Source organism: Secundilactobacillus kimchicus JCM 15530 (assembly GCF_001433995.1).
GTDB lineage: Bacteria > Bacillota > Bacilli > Lactobacillales > Lactobacillaceae > Secundilactobacillus > Secundilactobacillus kimchicus.
Window position 1 is genome coordinate 193,809 of sequence record NZ_AZCX01000004.1, and the last position, 21,574, is coordinate 215,382.

Below are 21,574 nucleotides of genomic sequence, written 5' to 3' on the forward strand. Positions count from 1 at the left end.
GTAAATGGATAACGAAGAATTGCAAAACGACGCTAACGTTATCGGAGAAACTGCTCCCAAACCGGTAACCGAAGAAGTAGACGTTAAGCCTATGCTTGATGTTACCAAAGAATCTTCCCTAAGAGAGGAAAAAAACGTTCCGACAGTTACTGATAAATTGCCCTCAATCAAACGTGCAAAGTTCGATGAAGTGTCAGTTGATGATAATTTCAACTTCGAATACGTGCTTAAAAATGGCAAGAAATTGTTAACGACGGTTGTTAAGCCTGGTCTACGAGTCAGTACCGAGCTTAGCGACAAAGAGGTTAAAATCTCAAGCGATGACAACGGTAATGATCTGGTGATACTCAATAAAATGGGTGTTTACTCATTCATTATGAAAGAAATCATTAAGGTAATTCAGGTGGACGACAAGCCAATGAATAAGGTTACATTTGATCATTTAACAGAGGTGGGCATGACGAAAGGTGAACTTGATGACTTTATGAATGTCATCAATACGTTTTATCTATCGTAGTTCAATTTTTTTCAACAAACGACAGATAGAAAGCCTGTTTGAGCTTAATCCGGTGCTGGCGATGCGTTGGGCCACTTATATTGCTGGGGCTTCTAACATTACGCCAGCAGAATTAGAGAACATGTCAGGCAATGAACTGAGCATTTTGCAGTATGCAACTGCTTTACGTACTAAAAATGAGCTGTATACGAAAGCAAATGCGATTGCCTTGGCCTTTGGTGGAAAGGAGGGAGACTGATGCCCGAAATTGCCGGTGATGACATTGGTTATCGCATCAGCGTTGATGGCCTTTCACAACTGGATGGCTTGCGTAATGTCATTAAAGACATTAAGAAACGTATGCCTGAGATGAGTAAGTCAATCAAAGCGGCCCAAGCTTCCGTCAAAGGATTAAATAGTGAAATTGCCCGGGGAAGCGGAAATAGGTTAGCCCAAGAACAACACGGATTTGACGGTGTAACTAGCAGTGTTAAAGACACCGAGAGCGCCGTTAAACGTGCGACAAGGCAAACTGACGGATTAAAGCAATCAATGACGAGGGCAATCCATTCAGGAAACTTCAATAGTCAAATTTCTAGCATGCAACGGGTTACTCAAAGCGCGAAAAAAGCTTCAGATCAATACAAGAAGTTTTCTAGTGTTGGTGACAGGTTTACTAACGTTGGTCACAAAATGGCTTTAACCTCTTTCGCCTTAGGTGCAGCGTTTGTTAAGTCAGCTGATGATGCCGTCAAATTACAACATTCGTTTAGAGAAACCACCAACCTTTTAACGTACGGTGGTGAAAAAGCCAGCGAAGCAACTCGCAACGTTGGTAAGATGCAGGACGACGCAAGCAAATATTCAGTTCGATATGGAGTCTCACAACGCAAGATTGCGGATGGCTACCAAGAATTAGTTAAACGTGGTTACGATTCCAACCAAGCGTTAGGCGCCCAAAAATCATTACTGCAAGCGTCCATTGCATCAGGTGATGATTATAGCGATGTCGTTCACAATGCCACTACCACGCTTGAATCCTTCGGTATGCGAGCCAAGACGACCAGCGGCATGATTAAAAATACCAAGACGGTCGTCAACCAAATGGCGTATGCGTCTGACCTGACTGCGACTGACTTTCAGTCCATGGGTAAAGCTATGGAGTACGTCGGGGCAACGGCTCATTTGAGCGGCATCACGCTACACGAAACTGCTAGCTCTATTGGTATCTTGTCTAACAACGGATTGGAAGCTGATAAGGCCGGGACCGGACTACGTAAGGCCCTCGTATCTCTGCAGAGCCCTGGTAAAGCGGCAATTCAGGCTATGAAGGACATTGGGGTATCCACAAAGGATTTTGTAAAGTCAAATGGCGATATGAAATCAATGACTGATATTTTCGGTATTCTGAACCAGCATACGAAAGATTTAGGCAAAAGCGAAAAGGGCGCTATTTTCCATAACCTGTTTGGTACGACTGGTCAGCAAGCCGGCACGATCATGGCTGAAAACGTCAAACAACTTAAGAGCTTAGATAAACAGGTTCAAAAATCTACTAACATGGACTATGTTGGTAAGTTGTCTCAAAAGAATATGGGGTCAGCACAAAGTCAGATCAATATTTTTAAGCAGTCTTTGAATGGATTAGGAATTTCTTTTGCCACAACAGTGTTGCCCAACGTCAACAAATTCCTATTTGCAGTTGATAAATTGCTATTCAAGATTAACGATATGCCTAAATCGCAAAAGAAAATTGTGACTTGGGGGATTGTGGCCGTTGGTGCTATAGCACCAGTCTCAATGGCAATCGGTGGCTTAGTAAAATCTTTTGGTGCTTTGAAAGCAGCAGTCTCGTTTTTAGGTGACACGAAACTGTTGTCTGTGCTTGGAAAACTAGAGAAGGCCACAGGGGTTAAGAACGTGCCTAAGCATAAAGGTGTCCGGGGGAGTGCCATTTTAAGTGGCACGTCCTTGCCTAAATTGCCTAAGCGATACCGTGGCAGGCATCGTACCCCGACCCGATTATCTAAATTTAATTCAGGTGTTAAGAGTCTACCTATGACACTGTGGTCAGATGCTAAGACGATTACTAAAGGTGGCTTCAGCAAAGGTAAATCACTCCTTGGTAAGATACCAGGAGCAACTCGCGTTGGCAAACTTACTTCGGGTGGGTTTAAATTAGCCGGGAAAGTTGCTTCTAAGGTTCCAATCCTTGATATTGCCATGGCTGGTACTAACTTGATTGGCATGAATCAGCACAATGCTGGTAAGAAAGTTGGCGCCACAGCGGGTATGCTTGGTGGTGGTGCTCTTGGGTCACTACTAGGGCCAGTGGGTGGTATCGCCGGTGCAGTGATTGGGCAGATGCTGGGAAGCAAACTCGGTTCGACAATCCAAAAGACGATCCCTAAGAAAATGCAAAAAACCATCACTGGTTCCTTGAAAGGCATCGGTAAGACTATAGACAAGTTGATTAAACCAATTAAGAGAACGTTTAGTTCAATTGGCAAAACTTTTCTTAAATCCTTCAGTGGCGTTGGCAAGGCTTGGAATAAATATGTTGTGAAGCCACTTTCTGGTAAAAATGGCAGCGGTGCAATTAAAGATTCCATGAAACTTATTAAGTCGGTGGTCAGTGTTTCAATGAAAGCTGCCGGATTTGCATTTAAGATTTTTGGTACAGCCGTTAAAACAGCTATTAAAGTTGTGGGTCATGTACTTTCGGGTTTAATTAAAACAGTAAGTGGGGTTGTTTCGCTAATTTCTGATATTTTCCACGGCCGATGGAAAAATATTTGGCAAGATGCGAAGCAAATTTTTACAGGGATCTTTGGCACCATTGGTGACGTCTTCAAAGATATTATCAGCGGAATCTGGGATACTTTGAAAACTTTTGGGAAATCTATTGGTAGTTTTGTTTCACACCCAATTAAGACGATCAAAGGCTGGTTTGGTGGCGGCGATGATAAAGGCAAGAAGCATGCCACCGGAACTACTCACTTGCCTAATCTCGGTCCCGGTGTCCGTCGTGATGAACATGCCATTGTCAACGATGGCGGCGGACGCGAGCTAATGGTTTATCCTAACGGTCAAGCTGAACTTCCTAAGGGACATAATGTCCACAAGTTTATTCCTAAAGGCACTAACATTTTTAATGCTAAGGATACAAAGACGCTTCTTGGTCCGGTTCATCATGCAGCCGGAACTGCTAAGCTTAAAAAAGTCAAAAATAAGGGTACAGTAGTTGATTTTGATGCTTACGGTAAGTCATCCAAGAAGTCGTTGAAGTCGCTTAAAACGCTGCAAAAAGGGTCTAAGAAGCAATGGAATTCGATTGCTAAAGATACCGACAAGCATACCGGTATAATTCACAAGAGCACAGTGAAGGATTTTGACACTATGCAAAAGAATTCATTGACACAGCTGGTTCAGATGAAACAGGGTAGTCAGGCTCAAATGAATCAGATGCACAAAGGTATGAACGCTGTCACTCAAGATATGGTTACCGACTTCTACAAAATTTTTGGAAAACTGGATAACTATACGCACAAAGCGATGGCCGCTGCTATCAAGCAACTTAATATCGGCATTAGTGGTATTAATAGCACTTTCTCTCAATTTGGTGGCAATACGCGTATATTAAAGCCAATCAGTTACGCAAAAGGCTCTAATGGACGTATACCAACAGATCAAATTGCGATTTTAAATGATGCCCAAACGGGGCCACGCCAAGAGGCTATCGTCCATAACAACGGCACAGTATCATTAGCTCACGGACAAAACGCCGTACACCATTTGAAGAAGGGTGAACAAGTCTTAAATGGCCGTCAGACCCAAGAATTTATCGGCCGTGGCGGGATTGTTAGGTATGCTAAAGGTTCTGGGGTATCTAATGATACGTTAGAAAAATTAGTTGAGAACAGTCAGAAAAATATACCGGCTTCGTGGCAGAAGGCCTATGCTAGCCATGTACAACCATCAGGATCGAGACTGTCACAAGAGGTAACCACATCTGGTCGAGGAGCTGCAAGTAAGATTGGTATTCCTTGGATTACGGCTGCCTGGTCTGTTTTGAGTGACATCATCGGTAGTGGTGGAGGAACTCGAAAAGCATTTTTAGAGTATGCTGAAAAGCACTTCGCTGGTAAACCTTATGTTATGGGTGGTACGGGGCCTAGTGTGTATGACTGTTCCGGTATGGTTATGACTGCTTTGAAACACTTTGGTATTGATGCAGGTCGGACAACTACTGCCATGCAAGCCAGTTCATCGTTAGAACGATTAGGTAGGAGCTATCACTTAGGAAAGCCAGGTGATCTTTACCTATTCGGTCATGGTAATGGGGCAGCTGGCCACGTTGGTATTCTAAAAAATCCGCGAACTGGCGCAATGTTTAATGAAACACCGCCTCGAGCACGAGTTACCAGCATTAACGATGTAACTTCTGTTTCTCACGATGGCGTCTATCGAGTTAAAGGGCTTCATGATCAAGAGAAGCACGTAACTAAAGCCAATCCTAAGCTCAAAAAGCTTTTTAAGCATCAACTGGGAAAGAAAGCTATTAGTTCATTAGAGGATCGTTTTGCTGATAATGATTTAGGTTCGATTGGTGGTCAGCCAATTGGCGATTATGAATCACTCATTCGCAAAGCAGCTAAGGCTATGCACGCAACTATTCCAGGTGGCAAGTGGATGAGTTACATGTTGAAGATGATTCAGAACGAATCTGGTGGACGCGCCGGCGTCACAGGAGTTAATGACGGCGATGGCACCGGTTCCGCAATGGGTCTGTTGCAATATAAACGTGGGACCTTTAACGCTTATGCTGTTAAGGGTCATAAAAACATCTTGTCAGCCTGGGACCAATTGTTAGCCTTTTTCAATAATAGCCATTATAAAACTGATATTGGAGTTGGCTATAACGGCAAGGTTGGTGAATGGCGTGGGCAAGCTTCAGGGCCTTCGGGACACCGACGGTTTGCTAATGGCGGTTGGGCTCAAAGCGGAGCAGTCAACGTGTTTGGCGAAGCGGGTCAGAATGAAGTGGCAATTAATACCAGTCGGCCAAGCGCGGACCCATTATTGATGGAAGCTATTTCGGATCGCGGCAAAAAGAGTCGTAGTGGCGTGTTTGCACAATTCAAGGATTTCTTGAAGATGCGTAAGCAAGCTGCTGAAATTAAGCAATCGCAGATTAAATTTAATGAAATGCGACAATCGGTCACTCAGCCAAAGACTAAAACGACGATTCGTCCGATTATTAAATTTGAACCCAAGATTATTGTTCAAAATCCGGCTAATGCCGATGAGGCAAAACGTGGTGCTCAAGCAGGAGTTAAAGCTAGTTATGCTGACTTTAAGGCCTTCATGGACAGTTACGTTGAAGCTTCAATGGCATGACCAAATTAAGGCCCTCTTTGGAGGGCCTTTTACATATTAAGATATAGAAAGGAGCGATGACTGTGTCTAAAGCACAATACGAAAAAGCGCTTAAAACAGCCCTGAATTATTACAATAAATTCAAAAACATATACAATGCAGATTCAAAACTCAAAGATCAGTTAGCCGAAAAGTATCAACATGCAACGGTAGCTGAAAAAGAAAAACTGCGCAAGCAAATTTTTGCAGTGCAGCAGGCGATGTTTATTGCTAGTGGCAACATGAGTAAATACAAAGCTAAATATTCGGCTGCCAAAAAGAAGCTGGCTCCATATAAAGCACAAGAAAGCAAACGTAAAAAGACCATTAAAAATAAAGAACAGTCTTTGAACAATGCTAAAAAGGAGAAGCCGGGGTATTGGGCTGCTGGCCGTCCACTGATTATGCCGAAGCACCCAGGGACAACCCACAGCTACGTCTATATTGATAACAGCACTGAAACCGAATCTAGCTCAACCAGTATGACGTCAAATAGTATTTCGCCGGGGCAGTACGTTAACCACTATACGCAGATGGAACCCACCCAACATCAAATTGATGGCAAATTAGGCGGATCGTTAAAATCCATGGACCCCGATTCTGGCATTGCAGGCTTAAAAAAGCAATATGACATGTTAAAGCGGTGGTCTGAGAATGGTACCGAAGTTGAGGTGTTACATGGGCAACGGCCAACGAAGAGTGCGGTATTAACCGCAGTGTCGGCCAACTTTGATGCTCCTCGAGACAATGCAGTTTCAGTGTCAGTAACCTATCAGGACACGAAGTGGGCTAAAAGTGCCACGACTAAAACTTCCAAATCGGGTAGTAATGGGAAAAAGTCAAAAAATAAAACAGATTCCAACCCTAAAAAGAAGGGTGACAAGTCAAAAAAAGGGAAAGGCCCACACTATACCAAAATCCAAAAAGGACAAGGTTACTGGTTCTTTCACAAAAAATACGGTACCGCCGTTGCCACACTCATGGCGTGGAATGGCTGGCCAGAAGGAAAGCTACCGGTGGGCAAGCGAATTCGCGTGAAATAGGTGATGATATATGTATCTTGATACGATTCAGTTTAATAAAAATAACCTGCCACAAACATTCCCTCTACCGTTAAGTGGTATGGAATATGAAGCTACCGTGGATTATAACAGTGAGAATGATCGGTTCTATTTCTCGTTAGTCGATGAAGATGGTGAAGATTTAGTGACCCGCGAACGACTAGTAGCTCAAGAAACGCTGTTTGCTGATCTACATGATGCGGCCCTACCAAGCGAGACGCTGACGTTAATTGATGAAACTGGCCAGACTCACGAGGTTAATCTGGCGACAATTAATGATTCCATTTTTATTTCGATTGATAATCGATTTACTGGTGAGATGGACCCGAATAATCACAGTAGTGGTTACTTTAATCCTGACGGTGACGACGCCAACATGGACTTTAGCGTTGAGGAGACTTTTGAAGATGCCGATAATGACACTGATGATAGTATCGATGATGATTCGGAGTTACAGGAAGGTGGGGGTGAATAATGTATTTTGTTCACCGCTATGCTCGTGTTTATGTGCAATGGAAAGGCCACCAAGTTGAGTTTTTATCCTGGGACAAGGCACCAAATAATCGGGCACTAGAATTTACGCTACCGTTTACGACGGGGGTTAATCCTGATGTTAATTCGCTAACGATGTATAACTTAACCGACAAAGAGTTTGGGTACTTTCTGCAAGGCCGCACAATTATCGTCACGGCAGGGTTTTATAATGCCGATGCTTCGGCGAAAAATGGTGGCATTGTGGCTAAAGGGACCATCAAGTCTTCAACACCGATTGCTTTAGATGGCACTGATCGGACGATCCAGGTAAACTTTAACAGTTTCCCAGATATTTCTGCTGACACGATCAAAGTTAAAAAGGTAAAGAAAGTCAAAGTAGGGATTAAGAACGATCGAAAGTCGGCAAGTGGGAAGACGATGACGGACTATATCTCAGAATATAACCGCAAAAAGCAAGCTGAAATTGATAAGTGGATTCGCGACAACCCCAACGCAACGTCACATGAACGAGCTTTAAAAAGAAAAGCATTGAATAGTCAAAAGAAAACTCACTCAGCCAAAATCCGCAAAAAGTACGCCAAGACGAAGAAAACTAAAATTGCTAAATCTAAAATGGTCAAGCAAGTATCGTATGTAAATTTGCATTACAAGGCGGGTACCAAAGCCTTAACTATTATTCGCGACGTTGCTAAACGAGCTAAGGTTCCTCTCGGTACAGTTAAACTTAACTACAACCATAAGTTTGCCAACGGTTATACGGTTGGGGGCAAGCCGATTAATGCTATTAAAAAGATTGCTGATAGTGCCAATACCCCAGTCTTTATTGAAGGCGGAAAATTGTATGTCCAAGAAATGACAACAGGTCAAAAGGCCAGTTTGCATTTAACTCCAGAAACGGGTTTGATTAGTCACCCAACGCCTAGTGATGACGGCGAATACAGTGGTCAGAAGTATGAAACTCAAAGTTTAATGCGTAAAGAAATTCACGTGGGCGCACTCGTTTACATTAACGATGGTATTAAAAATTATGGTAAGTGCGTGGTGTTAAGCGGCCAACGTGAATACACTACAACCACTAGTACCGTGACTTTCCAATTTGTGCCATATGCCGCTTATCAAAAGGCACAGGCCGAAAGTCTTAAAAAGGCCAAACAGATGGCAAATGAGGAAAAAGCTAAAGCAGATTTAAAGGCCAAAAATAAACGTGTTAAGGACAAGGCGGCGCGAGGAACAGTTAAGAACAAGCGAACTAAGCGTCACAAGAAAGGAAGAAAGAAATGAAGACGGGTGAGAATTCCTTAGTTGCGTTGATCGATTCACGCATCAGTCAATCGGTGAGCGGTCTAAAAACGCTATTTGTTGGGCGAGTCATTAAAACAAAGCCACTGACTGTTCAACCAGCTACAATGACAGTAGAAGGCAAAAAAAGAACACCTGTGAGTGACTGCTATCAACTAGACTTTGGGTTTTATGTACCGGGAAAAAGCGAGGGTGGCCATACTCGGGAATTAAAGATTGGTGATGATGTCCTGGTCGGTGTGATCGCCGATAGTTTAGAACATTACAAGAAGGGCCAAACACTTCGTGAAGATAGGAATCGTATGAATAGTGTTGATTCGAGTATCGTATTAGGAGTGATTAAATGAGCAATATATGTAATTTAGAAAGATTTTAAGGTATCTTAATGTAAAAGCAATAAAAAAATGATACCTAAACGTGATTCCTGCTATATCAGTATTTGTAATCGTTCTAAATGACTTAAAATTTAATTATTCACGTGCTAGTCGCGTGTTTGCCTGTTTTCATGTGTTTACATTAAGAATAAGATGCTGTAGTATCTATTTTTGGTATAAATCGGGGGATTTATACCAAACCGTTCCCACTCGGTAGCATTGCTGATGGAGGTCGGTTATTGGGGTGTATGGGAGAAGTTCCACGTATATAGTACAGAAGGGCATTGACTTATTGTCGGTGCCCTTTTGATTTTGATTGGAGAAATTGATATGAGTACGGATGTTAGGTTGGATATTAATGGGGATCCCAATTTTATGAAAGGCGACAGCGTAGTAAACGGTATAGATGAGTTGCGTCAATCGTTACGGTTACGACTAATGTCGTCAGTCGGTTGGGCTAAAGATGATGATAGTTTTGGCGTTGAGTGGCTCAATTTTTTTGGTACTACTGAAGATACGGATATTGCTGCGGCGAAGATTGCCGAAGCTTATGAAAATGATGATCGGGTATCACAAGTACTTGATGTGAATGTGACTCCAAATTTAGACCGGCGGAGAGTTAGCATCCAGGTCAAATTAAGATTATCCGATTCGGACTTAATTGCCGATAACAACGGCAATCCGAATATCGAATTAGAGCAACCTCTAGGGTTTTGAGTTGAGAATTCGAATGATAGATGTTATTGTAGGTATGTAAAAAGAGCCGGTGCTAGAACACCGACTCATGTGGAGCCGCTAAAGACGGCTGGCATTTAGTTTTTGATCAAAAGACCGTTAAACTTAGCCGAAAGTTTAGTGACGGTCTTTTTTGTTGTCTAAAATTGCGTTCACGATGTCGACTATTAGTCTGATTAATTCGATCAGGCATGCACATGATGTGCAAACTAACGTCAACACGGAAACAACAGACACCAATGGCACCTCCTTTCACAGTCAGATTAGGTACGTCTTTCATAGGCGACCACCTCTTAGTGATTGGATTTGCCAACCGTCATTAACTTTTCCACGATATAAAGTATATCACAGCACTTATCATAATCGGTAAGTGCTTTTATCTTACCTAAATTATAGAAGGGAGGAGTATTCTTGGGACTGAAAGAAACAGGCTTTGAACCAACCACGTATGATGAGTGGTTGCTGTCATTGCAAACGGAAATTAAAAAAGATAAGAATTTAGGACCCGATGTTGACTTATCAACTGGTTCTTGGGTTGAAAGCGTGCTGGAATCTTTAGCCCGTCAACTGGCTAAGTCAGAGTTAAATACTGAAGACGTTTATGATTCACGTTTTGTGTCGTTAGCTGAAGGAACGTCACTAGATCGTTTAGCTGCTAACTACGGTGTTTCACGTAATTTGGCTCAATTTGCCAGTACCAGTTTATTAATTAAAGGCACGCCAGGATATGCCATTGACGCAGAAAGTATGTTTAGTAACAATGAGGACCGAATTTTTGAAACACAAGATGATGTTGTAATTGGTGCGGACGGTACAGTGAGCGTTAGGGTGTATGCTAAAGAAATGGGCGAAGAATACAACTGCGCTGCTAATACGATTACGGACCAAGTGATGTTTGTGGAGGAAATTGAATCGGTTACCAACCCGGAACCCGCAACTGGTGGGGCTGATATGGAAACAGATTACGATTTGCGTAGACGGCTTTTGCTGGCTCAAAAAGCCATTAAGTCACCGACGCCCAACGGTATTCAGTCTGCCTTGTATGAAGTATCAGGAGTTAAGAGTGTTTTAACGACGGTTAATAATGAACGAACAGCGAATGCGGCCGGTGATCCGCCATACACCACTCATATCTATGTGCTGGGTGGCGAACCACAAACGGTGGCACAAGCTATTTCGGATAACATTGCACTGGGGATCACGTTAGTTGGCACTAGACAATTTGATATTCCACTTATCAATGGCGACGTAAATCACGTCGCCTTTTCTGATGGGACAGAACAGCCAATTTACTTTTCAATTAAGTTATCAATTAGTACTCAGAATGCGGCCGACCCGGATAGCGTCATGCAAGACGTTAAAGACAACATCGAAGCCTGGATTGATGAAATGAGTATGGGGACCATTCTTAAATATGCTCAAGTCTTCGGGGTCATATTTGATGTAGATGGTGTTGATGATGTGGTTGATCTAACCTGGGGAACCACTAGGGAATCATTGGGGCGAACCAATATTACCCTAGATAATTTTTCAGTGGCCACCACGGGTGATGAAACAATTGAGGTGATCAGTAGTGCCAAAGAGTGAGTTTGAACTTTATCATGAAAAAGAAATTCTGGACATTCCTACTAACGGTATCAATACGGCACCCAATGCCCCTACCGAAAAGTTTCTACGGGTTTTAAACAAATTTATTTACGATAAGACTCAAAATACTAAAAGTATTGCATTATTAAACGATATTGAGAATGCAGTCGGCGGCCAATTAGACGATATCGGTGATGATTTTGACCTACCTCGTTTGGGCAAGCCGGATGACTTATACCGCTTCTTGCTAAAACTAAAAATGGTGAATCGAACGTCACAAGGTACTGCCAACGAAGTGATAGCCATTGTGGCAGCTACGTTTAACGTTGATCCCAGTGAGGTGCAGGTGCATAACGACTATAAAATTGGAGCCGATGGTCAGCCGCGTGGTGAACCGTTACACGTCAACGTAGAGAATTTGCCATTAGACGAAATCGAACATCCAGAAATTACACAGCTCTTCATTAACGAGCTACAAAATGCTTTGGCATTAGGCATAACGCTTTCTAACGTAACTTTTGAAGTTTCATCAACAGGTAATTTGTATGTTGGCACGGCTGCAATCCCGTTTAACTTTGTCGAGGTCGAGAGCGATATCGGCACCGAAACAACCGAACGTGAAGTGGATACTACGACTTATCTGCATTCCACCCAAGTTGTCAACACAGAATACGAAATTGAAAGTGAGGAGGTTACTCATGGCTAAATGGAACAAACTCATTATTACTGAAGCGGGATATCAATTGTCAGCGCAAACCTTAGCCGAGAAAAAGATTCAATACACACACGCCCAAACCACCGATAAAGATATGTCAGCAATGACTGCTGACCAATTGAAGGCAATCACTAAGTTGGACAGTGTAATGCAAGACCTACCGGTTGGTACGATTAGTGTACAGGACGATCATACGGTCAATGTGCCAGTTAAAGTAGTCAACAAGGATTTAACGACGGATTATCTATTGTATGGTTTGGCTCTGTTTGCTAAACCAGCTGACGGCGATGAGATTTTATATGGTATTCTAACTGCCAGCAAGCCGGATCTAATTCCAGGACAAACTGGCGCCACGGTCACTGGGACGAGCTTCAAGTTAAAGGTGCATGTCGGTGATGCTCAAAACGTTAATATTATCATCTCTCCAGATGGTTCTGTCTCCAATGACGAACTGGATGGCATCTTAAAGAACTATATCTTAGTCACGGACTTAGATGCACGCTTTAAGAACTATTACACCAAGCAAGAAGTTGACAACGAAATTAAAAATGTCACGCCAAAGCTACCCGATAACCTGGTGACGCTGTCCGACGACAATGTAAGCGTAAAGGCCACGACCAAGGACGGGGAGCAGACGGGGGTCTTCGTCACGCAAGAGACACTCGACAAACTGGCTAAAGATACCGAAGTGGTCCACCGCAATCCTGATACCGGTAAGGCTACAGATAGGGTTGATTTTGCTCAAAGCAACTTGACTATCGACGGAAATCCCGCACCGGTGATTGTTTTGGTAGCTGATAAAGAGGCCGCCATTGCTGGTGGAAAACAGCATCCAACCTACGCCTATGTCTGGGGAAAGGACTTGAGCTGATGGGAATGGTTATTGGAAATCAGGAGATTATTGGTTGCGTGGTCGGAAATAAGCTGGTTTATGAGGCGGATCCGATTGTGACAATAAATTATGTGCTGAAAGACACCGGCGAGAGTGTGGGTACGTATGATATACCATTCGTCAAAACTGGCACAGCTGATGAAAAAGATGTCATGAATGTTTCCGATTCTCAAGATGAGAATGGCAACTACGTCGCCAAGGGTCATATCCCGGGCGGTTATCGAGGTTACGTAACTGGAACTGGCGTATGGGAAGATTTGAATAGTGCTAAAAATGCTTTGCCGTGGTCTCAATTAAATTACTGGGTAAAGGAAAATAACAGGACACAACAAATTAATGTCCAGTTTATCGATTCTACTAGTAGTGCTAACCTCTGGACAAGCATCAGTAAAAAAGTCCAAGACCAATTTGTAGAAGTTTCAAAAGACTCCCGATACCAAATTTTACAAGGCCAAGAGCTGACTAGCTCACATGTAGAAGAAGTGATTAATGCGGCCAACATGCGCCAGATACTTTTAAGTAGTGGTAAAACGGCTAATTTCATTAAATCGGATTCTACGTTGGATACGAATAAAAATATTGTTCCAGTAAACGCGTATTACGATGTCGTTGACGGACATTCACTATACTCATTCGGGGATTCAAGTGGAGTTTTAACAGGTGATAAAGATTTAGGGAATGGCAACACACCATTTTATAAAGTGAAGGGTATTTCCGGAGGTAAGTTAAAACTGTCAGAAGAAATTCAAAATCAGAAGACTGGTGTACAGATCATTTTTGAAAATACGAGTGCTGACTATTATTATGGTGGCTTTTCCGGTTGGAACGCTAACGGAAGCGGTACTTTCACCATTCCTGAAAATCCAGTCTTAATTTCTAAAGAAGCGCCGTCGAAAAAAATTATAGTCTTAGATAATTTAGGCACTCAATTTAACGTTGATTTGAAAATTCAGAAAACTGAGTTATCAATTTCAGTGAATGGTGTTTTAGGGTCTGGAATTAGCACTGATTTTGATCGATTTTTGGCGATCAAATATATTTTGTCATACTAGGAGGGGTAATCATGGGTTTAATTATCGGCAACACTTTAATTTGGGATAGTGGCATAAATCCCGGAACTAAAATTTTTGAAAAAGAACGCTTCTTTATGCATGGCAGCGAATATCTAGGCAATGCGAGTTTACCTGATAATGCTATTAGTGGACCAAACATTAAGTTATCCAGTACTTTTGATAAGCTAGACGGGGGACTAGAACTTAGTATTTCTGGTATGGCAATAACAGATTATACTAATTTTTATAAGTATGTACCGTTTACCAATCCGCCAAATAAAACGAAAGCGGGTAGCGCGATTATTTGGTCAGATCGAGATGATATTAAATTTCTATTCAAAACTTCTATAAATTTAACGAAACAACAATTGCAGACGCATGCAATTGTCAGCTTGATAGAAGTTAGCAAATTCGGAGTGGGTGTGGTAGCAGGTGCGAAAATTCAAAGCATTGGCACTGACACTTTAACCTTTTTAAGTAACTACTCAGGTGGTTCTGGAAAAAGCACTTGCATATACACAGGAACTGATGGAAATGGCTATATAGATATAGACTCGATCACTGCCTACTAGCACCTAAGGGTGCTTTTCTTTTACACAAAAATAAGGAGGATTTAGCATGAAATATTATGTAAAACCAGATTCAAAACTCAATGGCGAGTTCCCAGATAAGGACACTGCCCCCGTACTAGAAACAGCTGACGGCTTACAGGAAGTAGACGTACCGGCCACGTCCGTACAGTACTTCACCCGCTACTGGTGGCAGTACCGCCTGCTAGGCAATGGCCGTTTACAGGCGCCGGGGAACCTGCCGAGCTTAGAGATCAACTACCTGCAAGGCATTATTGATCAGCAAGCCAATAGACTGGACCAAACTTTTTCTAATGCAACTAACCTAGAACAAGTTTTGGACGCTGCCACTAGAGCTCAAACTGAGGCTCAACAGAGATTTACTCAACAATCACAACAATTTCAAGAACAGTTTGGTAGCTTGACCCAACAAATTGTTAAACTACAACAGACAGTAACTGAGTTACAGACAAACAAGTAGGAGGGACAGAAAATGAAAAACCCATTTAGCTTTCCAAATTATGACACCGCAAAATTGTACAACTCTTGGGGGTTAAAGATTGATTATATGGTTAATTGGTGCCTTACCCCAGAACAATATAAAGAGATTACAGGTATTGACTACACGGGAAAATAGTTGAAGTGATCGAAGTTATGGTGTAGTTTTAACACAGGATTCGAAACTCATAAAAATTGAGGTTACACCTTTTGGAAAATCCCGTTGTATCAATGATTATTTAGTGTAGTCTCCGCACCAGCGGAGGTGATCCCACCCCAGTCAGCACCGATGCGGTCCAAATCTGGTAGTCTCCGCACCAGCGGAGGTGATCCTAATGCCATTGTTATTCGAAAGGTCGACTACGTGTAGTCTCCGCACCAGCGGAGGTGATCCTGACTGTTCATATCACCCGTTGTAGACACATCCGTAGTCTCCGCACCAGCGGAGGTGATCCTATTTGATGGGGGCATTACGCTTTGACGTTGAGGTAGTCTCCGCACCAGCGGAGGTGATCCCGCAAACGCTTCAAATGTGGACTTGGTAAATTGGTAGTCTCCGCACCAGCGGAGGTGATCCTCCTTAATATCGTCAACTTTGGTAATCGTCGCTGTAGTCTCCGCACCAGCGGAGGTGATCCCAAAACGATTAATATGCGGACCGAATTGCTTGGAGTAATCTCCGCACTAGCGGAGGTGATCCCCAAACCGTTCAGAATATTGGTGATGGTAAAGCGTAGTCTCCGCACTAGCGGAGGTGATCCCATCTCTACACTTAACGCCGGAGACCGGGTTAAGTAGTCTCCGCACCCGCGGAGGTGGTCCTCAGAGCTTGCAAAAAGTGGACCAAATGAGTGTGTAGTCTCCGCACCCGCGGAGGTGATCCCGGGCTATCCGATACCAGCCTCGACACTGCCAAGTAGTCTCCGCACCCGCGGAGGTGATCCTGACGCGCTGTCTAACTCGATCCGCGAGCTATCGTAGTCTCCGCACTAGCGGAGGTGATCTCCGGTGGGAATGTGCCAAGCCATTTGCTCATTATCGCTTACTAACTTTTAGTTTAAATTATTAATTAGAGGTGAAAATACTATAAAAATTAAAAGATCGTGATGTACAGAAAGGAAATAGTGATAAAATGAACATGCGTGGTAATGAGTGCGGCTATACTACTCTAAAATTTGATTTTTAGGCATTTACCACGTATAGCACTTATCTTAATTGGTAAGTGCTTTTCTTTTGCTTAGCACTATTGAACTCGAAATTAGGTTTTATGCGGTTGTATTGCTCAAAGTAATGGTGTATTTTAAAAATAAATTGTTTCTCATTAAAAAATGAGGGATATTCCTTTAAAGAAGCCGCTATATCAATGATTGTTTATTGGTACTCTCCGCACCCGCGGAGGTGATCCTTCTTCCTGCGAAAGTCCCTTTGTTTTTCTCAAGTACTCTCCGCACCCGCGGAGGTGATCCCAACCAAGAGGGTATCGACATGGATCAGCAGACGTACTCTCCGCACCCGCGAAGGCGATTCAGTGCTCGAAAAGTTTATGTTTCGTGCTATACTAAAAAAGCGCAGAAGCTGTTCCTCAAACACACAGCAGTTTCACTCCTTTTCAAGTTAAGTAATTGACTTGGCTTCTGCGTGTCTGTAAAAAATGGCATCTATCTGAAATGGTAGGTGCCTTTTGTTTACAACTAACCTGGTTGTGAAAAGTACATTGCACCATGATTTATTGATGAATTTTCAAATAACATTATTTGTTCGAATATTTTTAGTTGTATATTGTCTCGATGTCAGGTATTATTCTTGTTGGTAGCTCAGTTACTCCTCTGATACCCCTACAGTAGTTACCAGCGATAGAGACTCCCCCAAATTTTCTCGTCGCAAAATATAACCTCAAAGCCACCTATATTCTCTCGTAGGTGGCTTTTATTGTGCATCCAATTATTGAATAAGTGAGTGCACTCAATTGTTGTGATGGCCTGAAAAAGTTCTGCCCAAACTAGCCTAATGATGATATACTGCTTTATGCGGAGGAGCTTCCCCAAACATGAAGCGGTTTCTCATCTTTTATTCAGGATGATCCTAGATCCTCCGCGTATGAGCACCTATTTCTTACGAAGTAGGTGCTTTTTTACGGGTATAATTTAAAGCTGGTATTACGGCTCTGAAATTGAAAAGCTTTTTTCTTGAACTAAACAGAGCTTTTGCGTAGGCTATAGTAGATAGGACGGTTCTTGGGGAAACTAAAGGTTGGAATAGTAAAACACTCCGTTATTTTGGAGTGTTTTTTGTTTAATTTAGAAAAATGTCGGTTTTATAAGTCAAAAAATGATAAAATTTAATCGCGTGGTGCCAGTGGATTGCGCTTACACTTAAACTTTCTAGATTGTGATTACCTCTTGGCCTATATAACCACGCAGAGCACTTACTTATACAGTAGGTGCTTTTTATTTACTTAAAATTTGAAAGAAGGGGATAAAATGAAAAATCAGAAACTAGTGTTTAAATCATCAATTAAAGAGAATCCGTTGCATATCATGCTTGGTCTATTTCAGATTGCCATTGGGATCCACTTGGTCTTGAGTGATCAGTATTTTATTTGGCCTCCAGTGCTGTCAGGCATTGCCAATGATGATATTTTTGGCGGGGCGTTTGTTGTCTTAGGGACGTTGTTATTGTATTGGGTAATCGATTTTAATCGTTCTGTGCGATTTGATCATGCTTTGCTGATTGTATCAGCGTTTATGATGACTTTTTTGACCTGTCTTCAGCTGGCACACTTTATCAAGCTGGGTATTGATATGCCGTGGATTAGTAATGCGGCTTTAACTGTAGTGGTTTTTTATTTAGCTAAACGGAGTGATTCGGGGAGCGCTTCGTTATGAATTGGCTGGGGGAGATTGTCCACCAGTTTGGCCCCGTTATTGCGATTGTGCCCGCTTTTGCGGCGGCCTATTTTACCCATGATTTAGGAAAACGTAAGTCGCAACAAGAACAATGGGAATCACTGTATACCAAAGCATTAACGCGAGCTGAGAAAGCTGAACAGCAAAACGTAGCACTGCAACATAAAATTGATCGCTATATTCAAAAGTATGGCGACTTATAGGAGAGGATAATATGGATTTAATTCAACAACTTAATTTAGGGACGACGGCCGAACTGATGATTACAGTTTTGGTCGTTTTTTGTATCACTCAGGCCTTTAAAACGACGCGGCTAGGTAACCATTACTTGCCTTGGATAGCCATGGGGGCGGGTATTTTGGTCGGCTTGGTGGCAACTGCCACGACGGGTGACACGAATTACCTGTCTAGTGCTGTAATGGGGCTGTTAGTTGGTGGTTTTACAGCCGGCTTATTTGATGGATTTAAAGGTTTTGGAGGGATTAAATAATGGGATATCCAATTAATAATGATTATGCTTTGGGTGCCACTGAAGGTGATGGGCGAATGGCTGTTAAGCGGTTTATCATTGCGCATGATACTGGCAACGATGCCAACAAGGGCGCCCATTCAGCTCGAAACGAAGCGGCGTATATGAAAGGACATTACGGTGCCGCATATACCCATTTTATTGTGGACGATACGGCGATTTTCCAAGTTGGGCAGCCGGGATATGTGGCTTGGGGTGCTTTAGATGCTAACCCGTACAGCCCGATGCAAGTCGAACTAGCTCATGTTGATACGCAGGCCCGTTTTAATGAATCTTATAAGCGCTATATTTGGTTGATTCGATATTACGCCAAAAAGTACGGGATTCCTTTAACATTGGATAAAGGTGGACGCACAACTGAAGGAGTTAAGACGCATAAGTGGGTGACTCAACATTTCGGTGGCGACCATGTTGACCCTTACGGTTATTTGGCTAAATGGGGGATCAGTAAACGGCAATTTGCTAAGGATTTAAAGAATGGAGTGGTAGGAACAATGGGCGAGCCAGAATACTACAAAACTAAAGGGCTTTATGAAGTTGTTGCACCAAAAGTGTACGCATACAAAGATCTTAAGGCACAACAGAAGCGGGCTGTGCGTTTTATGAAGGGGAGTCGTTTTTATGCTCAACCGAAGAAGTACGGTAAGATTTACCGCTTTAAAACCGCTGTCGGTTACGTGACTGCCAACAAGGACTATGTAAAATTTATTAAGGCTCTCAAATAACCTTTAGCTGTGCTATAATAAAAACGCTTAATGAGTCATATACAAATTTTGAAGAGCCTGAATTCTTCATCTAACCTAGTTTCGTCTAGCCGCCTGCCCTTATTGGGGTAGGCGGCTTCTTATATTTTGTTCACGAAATTTACAAAAACTATTCCAATAAGATGTAAAACGAGGAAATCGGCAGGGTCGCCTTAATGAGTAAAGTATAAAAAAAAGAAGGTTAACACTGGAAAGATCATCACGGCCAGGCCAAAGTATATAGTTTTAGACACGTTATATTTGAGTCCGATACTCATAATAATAAAGCCCAAAAAGCAAAAGCCAATAAGCGTAGAGATCATTTTATTAATTCTCCTTTTCGTTATTCAAATGGGATCTTTTTAAAAATATACCTTAGTTAAATTAACCCGATTGTACCAACAGTTTTTAAATCATTTCAATGGTCGACATGGATATGTGAACAGTATTAACAATATCGCGTATTGTTGCCACCCGGGAGGTCTGTTTCCCCAAAGGCGAGCATTTTTATATATGATGAATTTATACCTCAAATACAATGGCACCCGATTAAAAAGAAACGTAAGTAGTCGTAATCTAGCTTGCTTTAATTCTGTAATTGAATACAGCTAAATACTTGAATTCAAGTTTTAAATAGGGTACAACCAAAATATAGGAATGTTAAGGGGGAAATGACATGACAGAAAAGCTAACTACCGAATCGGGTCAACCTTGGTCGGATAATAATCATTCGCAAACAGCCGGGAAACGTGGCCCAGTACTGATGCAAGATTATGAACTACTTGAAAAATTGGCACATTTTAACAGAGAACGAATTCCGGAACGAGTCGTACACGCAAAAGGAGCCGGAGCTAAAGGATCTTTTAAATTAACGAGAGATATGTCCGATTATACCAAAGCTGATTTATTTAATGGAGAAGGTAAGGAAACACCTTTGGCTATCAGATTTTCCCAAGTAGCTGGGGAGTCTGGTTATCCTGATACGATCAGAGACGTTCGGGGATTTGCGATTAAACTTTATACTGCAGAGGGGAATTATGACATTGTTGGGAATAACACACCTGTTTTCTTTATAAATGATCCTCTAAAGTTTCCGGACTTTATTCATTCTCAAAAAAGGGATCCGAAGACACATCTTCGAGATAATGAGATGCAATGGGATTTTTGGGCTCATTCTCCGGAAAGTACGCACCAGGTGACTTATTTGATGGGCGATCGTGGTAATCCGGCTAGTTACAGAACTATGAATGGGTATGGAAGTCATACATTTAAATGGGTTAACGCACATGGTGAAGCTTTTTGGGTGAAGTATCACTTTATCAGTGATCAAGGTGTTCATAACATGACTGATGATGCGGCGGAAAAAATCGCAGGCAAAGACACCGATTATCTATTACATGACCTGTATGATGCTATTGAAGAAAAGAATTTCCCTAAGTGGAAAGTAGCGGTGCAGATTATTCCTTATAAAGATGGATTCAGCTATAAATCGGATATTTTTGATGTGACAAAGGTAGTATCGCACAAAGATTACCCATTAGTCACAATAGGTGAATTTACGTTAAACGAAAATCCAACGAACTATTTCGATGAAGTCGAGGAGTTAGCGTTCTCACCGGCCAATTTGGTACCAGGAATTGAGGCTTCACCAGATAAATTATTGCAGGGGCGTTTATTTGGGTACAAAGATGCTGCAAGGTATCGACTTGGGGCAAACTATGAGCAACTACCAATAAACCGGCCCATTAACGAGGTTCATAATTACGCTCGTGATGGATTTATGGCACAAAATCAAGATGATAGTGTTAATTACGAACCGAACAGTAAAAACGGTCCTAAAGAAGTGCATAAAGCGAAAATTCACGCAGATGGTGTGTCAGGTGAAACCGGCCATTTCAAGCCATATGATACCGACTTCTATTCACAGGCCGGAGACTTGTATCGTTTGATGTCAGATGACGAACAAGAACGGTTAATCCAAACGATTGTTAATGCGTTTAGTACTTTCGATAATGATGAAATCAAGATCTTGGCTACGCAAAACTTCTACCATGCAGACAAAGATTATGGAAAGAGAATTGCCAGCGCGGCACATCTGGACATTTCTAAAGTTATTGATTAGGTATCTAATAAATTCAATACCACTGATAGGACACCCTTCTTAAAAAGATTGGGTGTTTTTATTTTCTTATAGTGGGCAGATGT

20 protein-coding genes and 1 CRISPR repeat array are annotated in these 21,574 nt (G+C 42.2%); all 20 genes read left to right on the forward strand.

What is annotated here, in order from left to right:
• Window positions 1-4: 4 nt before the first annotated feature.
• The 20 genes from FC96_RS07210 (at window position 5) to FC96_RS07300 (ending at window position 21,491) form a co-directional block, all read left to right on the forward strand.
• On the forward strand, window positions 5-517 hold the full coding sequence (locus tag FC96_RS07210) for a hypothetical protein (RefSeq protein WP_056942514.1): 513 nt from the start codon (window positions 5-7) through the stop codon (window positions 515-517).
• Window positions 489-755, forward strand: coding sequence for a hypothetical protein (locus FC96_RS07215; protein WP_156403186.1), 267 nt, complete (start codon window positions 489-491; stop codon window positions 753-755). The genes FC96_RS07210 and FC96_RS07215 overlap by 29 nt, the downstream gene beginning before the upstream one ends.
• The gene (locus tag FC96_RS07220) at window positions 755-5,896 is read left to right on the forward strand and encodes a phage tail tape measure protein (protein WP_056942515.1); all 5,142 of its coding nucleotides are present in this window, start codon (window positions 755-757) and stop codon (window positions 5,894-5,896) included. The genes FC96_RS07215 and FC96_RS07220 overlap by 1 nt, the downstream gene beginning before the upstream one ends.
• Before the next feature lie 62 nt (window positions 5,897-5,958).
• Window positions 5,959-6,957, forward strand: a complete 999-nt coding sequence (locus tag FC96_RS07225) for a phage baseplate protein (RefSeq protein WP_156403187.1) — start codon at window positions 5,959-5,961, stop codon at window positions 6,955-6,957.
• Between the two features lie 10 nt (window positions 6,958-6,967).
• On the forward strand, window positions 6,968-7,450 hold the full coding sequence (locus FC96_RS07230) for a phage baseplate plug family protein (protein ID WP_056942517.1): 483 nt from the start codon (window positions 6,968-6,970) through the stop codon (window positions 7,448-7,450).
• Window positions 7,450-8,751 (forward strand): hypothetical protein, encoded by a 1,302-nt coding sequence (locus tag FC96_RS07235; protein WP_056942518.1) that lies wholly within the window; start codon window positions 7,450-7,452, stop codon window positions 8,749-8,751. The genes FC96_RS07230 and FC96_RS07235 overlap by 1 nt, the downstream gene beginning before the upstream one ends.
• On the forward strand, window positions 8,748-9,116 hold the full coding sequence (locus tag FC96_RS07240; protein WP_056942519.1) for a hypothetical protein: 369 nt from the start codon (window positions 8,748-8,750) through the stop codon (window positions 9,114-9,116). Before FC96_RS07235 ends, FC96_RS07240 begins: the two co-directional genes overlap by 4 nt.
• Window positions 9,117-9,473: 357 nt before the next feature.
• A complete protein-coding gene (locus FC96_RS07245) occupies window positions 9,474-9,860 on the forward strand; it encodes a contractile injection system sheath initiator (protein ID WP_056942520.1) in 387 nt (128 codons plus the stop codon).
• A 429-nt stretch (window positions 9,861-10,289) separates the two neighbouring features.
• Window positions 10,290-11,465, forward strand: a complete 1,176-nt coding sequence (locus FC96_RS07250) for a baseplate J/gp47 family protein (protein WP_056942521.1) — start codon at window positions 10,290-10,292, stop codon at window positions 11,463-11,465.
• A complete protein-coding gene (locus FC96_RS07255; protein WP_054660834.1) occupies window positions 11,452-12,171 on the forward strand; it encodes a hypothetical protein in 720 nt (239 codons plus the stop codon). Before FC96_RS07250 ends, FC96_RS07255 begins: the two co-directional genes overlap by 14 nt.
• Entirely contained in the window at window positions 12,164-13,051 is an 888-nt protein-coding gene (locus FC96_RS07260; protein ID WP_054660836.1) for a hypothetical protein, read from the forward strand. The genes FC96_RS07255 and FC96_RS07260 overlap by 8 nt, the downstream gene beginning before the upstream one ends.
• Window positions 13,051-14,124 carry a hypothetical protein gene (locus FC96_RS07265; RefSeq protein WP_056942522.1) on the forward strand — a complete coding sequence of 358 codons (1,074 nt, stop codon included), beginning with the start codon at window positions 13,051-13,053 and terminating at the stop codon, window positions 14,122-14,124. The genes FC96_RS07260 and FC96_RS07265 overlap by 1 nt, the downstream gene beginning before the upstream one ends.
• Before the next feature lie 11 nt (window positions 14,125-14,135).
• Window positions 14,136-14,696: a hypothetical protein gene (locus FC96_RS07270; RefSeq protein WP_054660842.1), complete on the forward strand. Its 561-nt coding sequence runs from the start codon at window positions 14,136-14,138 to the stop codon at window positions 14,694-14,696.
• A gap of 46 nt (window positions 14,697-14,742) precedes the next feature.
• Window positions 14,743-15,174 carry a hypothetical protein gene (locus FC96_RS07275; protein WP_054660844.1) on the forward strand — a complete coding sequence of 144 codons (432 nt, stop codon included), beginning with the start codon at window positions 14,743-14,745 and terminating at the stop codon, window positions 15,172-15,174.
• Between the two features lie 12 nt (window positions 15,175-15,186).
• Window positions 15,187-15,330 (forward strand): XkdX family protein, encoded by a 144-nt coding sequence (locus FC96_RS12905; RefSeq protein WP_156403188.1) that lies wholly within the window; start codon window positions 15,187-15,189, stop codon window positions 15,328-15,330.
• A 105-nt stretch (window positions 15,331-15,435) separates the two neighbouring features.
• Window positions 15,436-16,197: direct repeats of the CRISPR family, unit length 28 nt; unit sequence GTAGTCTCCGCACCAGCGGAGGTGATCC.
• Window positions 16,198-17,671: 1,474 nt separating this feature from the next.
• Entirely contained in the window at window positions 17,672-18,076 is a 405-nt protein-coding gene (locus FC96_RS07280) for a hypothetical protein (protein ID WP_056942523.1), read from the forward strand.
• Complete coding sequence (locus FC96_RS07285; RefSeq protein WP_054660848.1) at window positions 18,073-18,300, forward strand: hypothetical protein; 228 nt, start codon at window positions 18,073-18,075, stop codon at window positions 18,298-18,300. The genes FC96_RS07280 and FC96_RS07285 overlap by 4 nt, the downstream gene beginning before the upstream one ends.
• 11 nt (window positions 18,301-18,311) lie before the next feature.
• A complete protein-coding gene (locus FC96_RS07290; protein WP_056942524.1) occupies window positions 18,312-18,587 on the forward strand; it encodes a hypothetical protein in 276 nt (91 codons plus the stop codon).
• Window positions 18,587-19,351 carry an N-acetylmuramoyl-L-alanine amidase gene (locus FC96_RS07295; protein WP_054660850.1) on the forward strand — a complete coding sequence of 255 codons (765 nt, stop codon included), beginning with the start codon at window positions 18,587-18,589 and terminating at the stop codon, window positions 19,349-19,351. The genes FC96_RS07290 and FC96_RS07295 overlap by 1 nt, the downstream gene beginning before the upstream one ends.
• A gap of 694 nt (window positions 19,352-20,045) precedes the next feature.
• The gene (locus tag FC96_RS07300; protein ID WP_055679666.1) at window positions 20,046-21,491 is read left to right on the forward strand and encodes a catalase; all 1,446 of its coding nucleotides are present in this window, start codon (window positions 20,046-20,048) and stop codon (window positions 21,489-21,491) included.
• Window positions 21,492-21,574 lie beyond the last annotated feature (83 nt).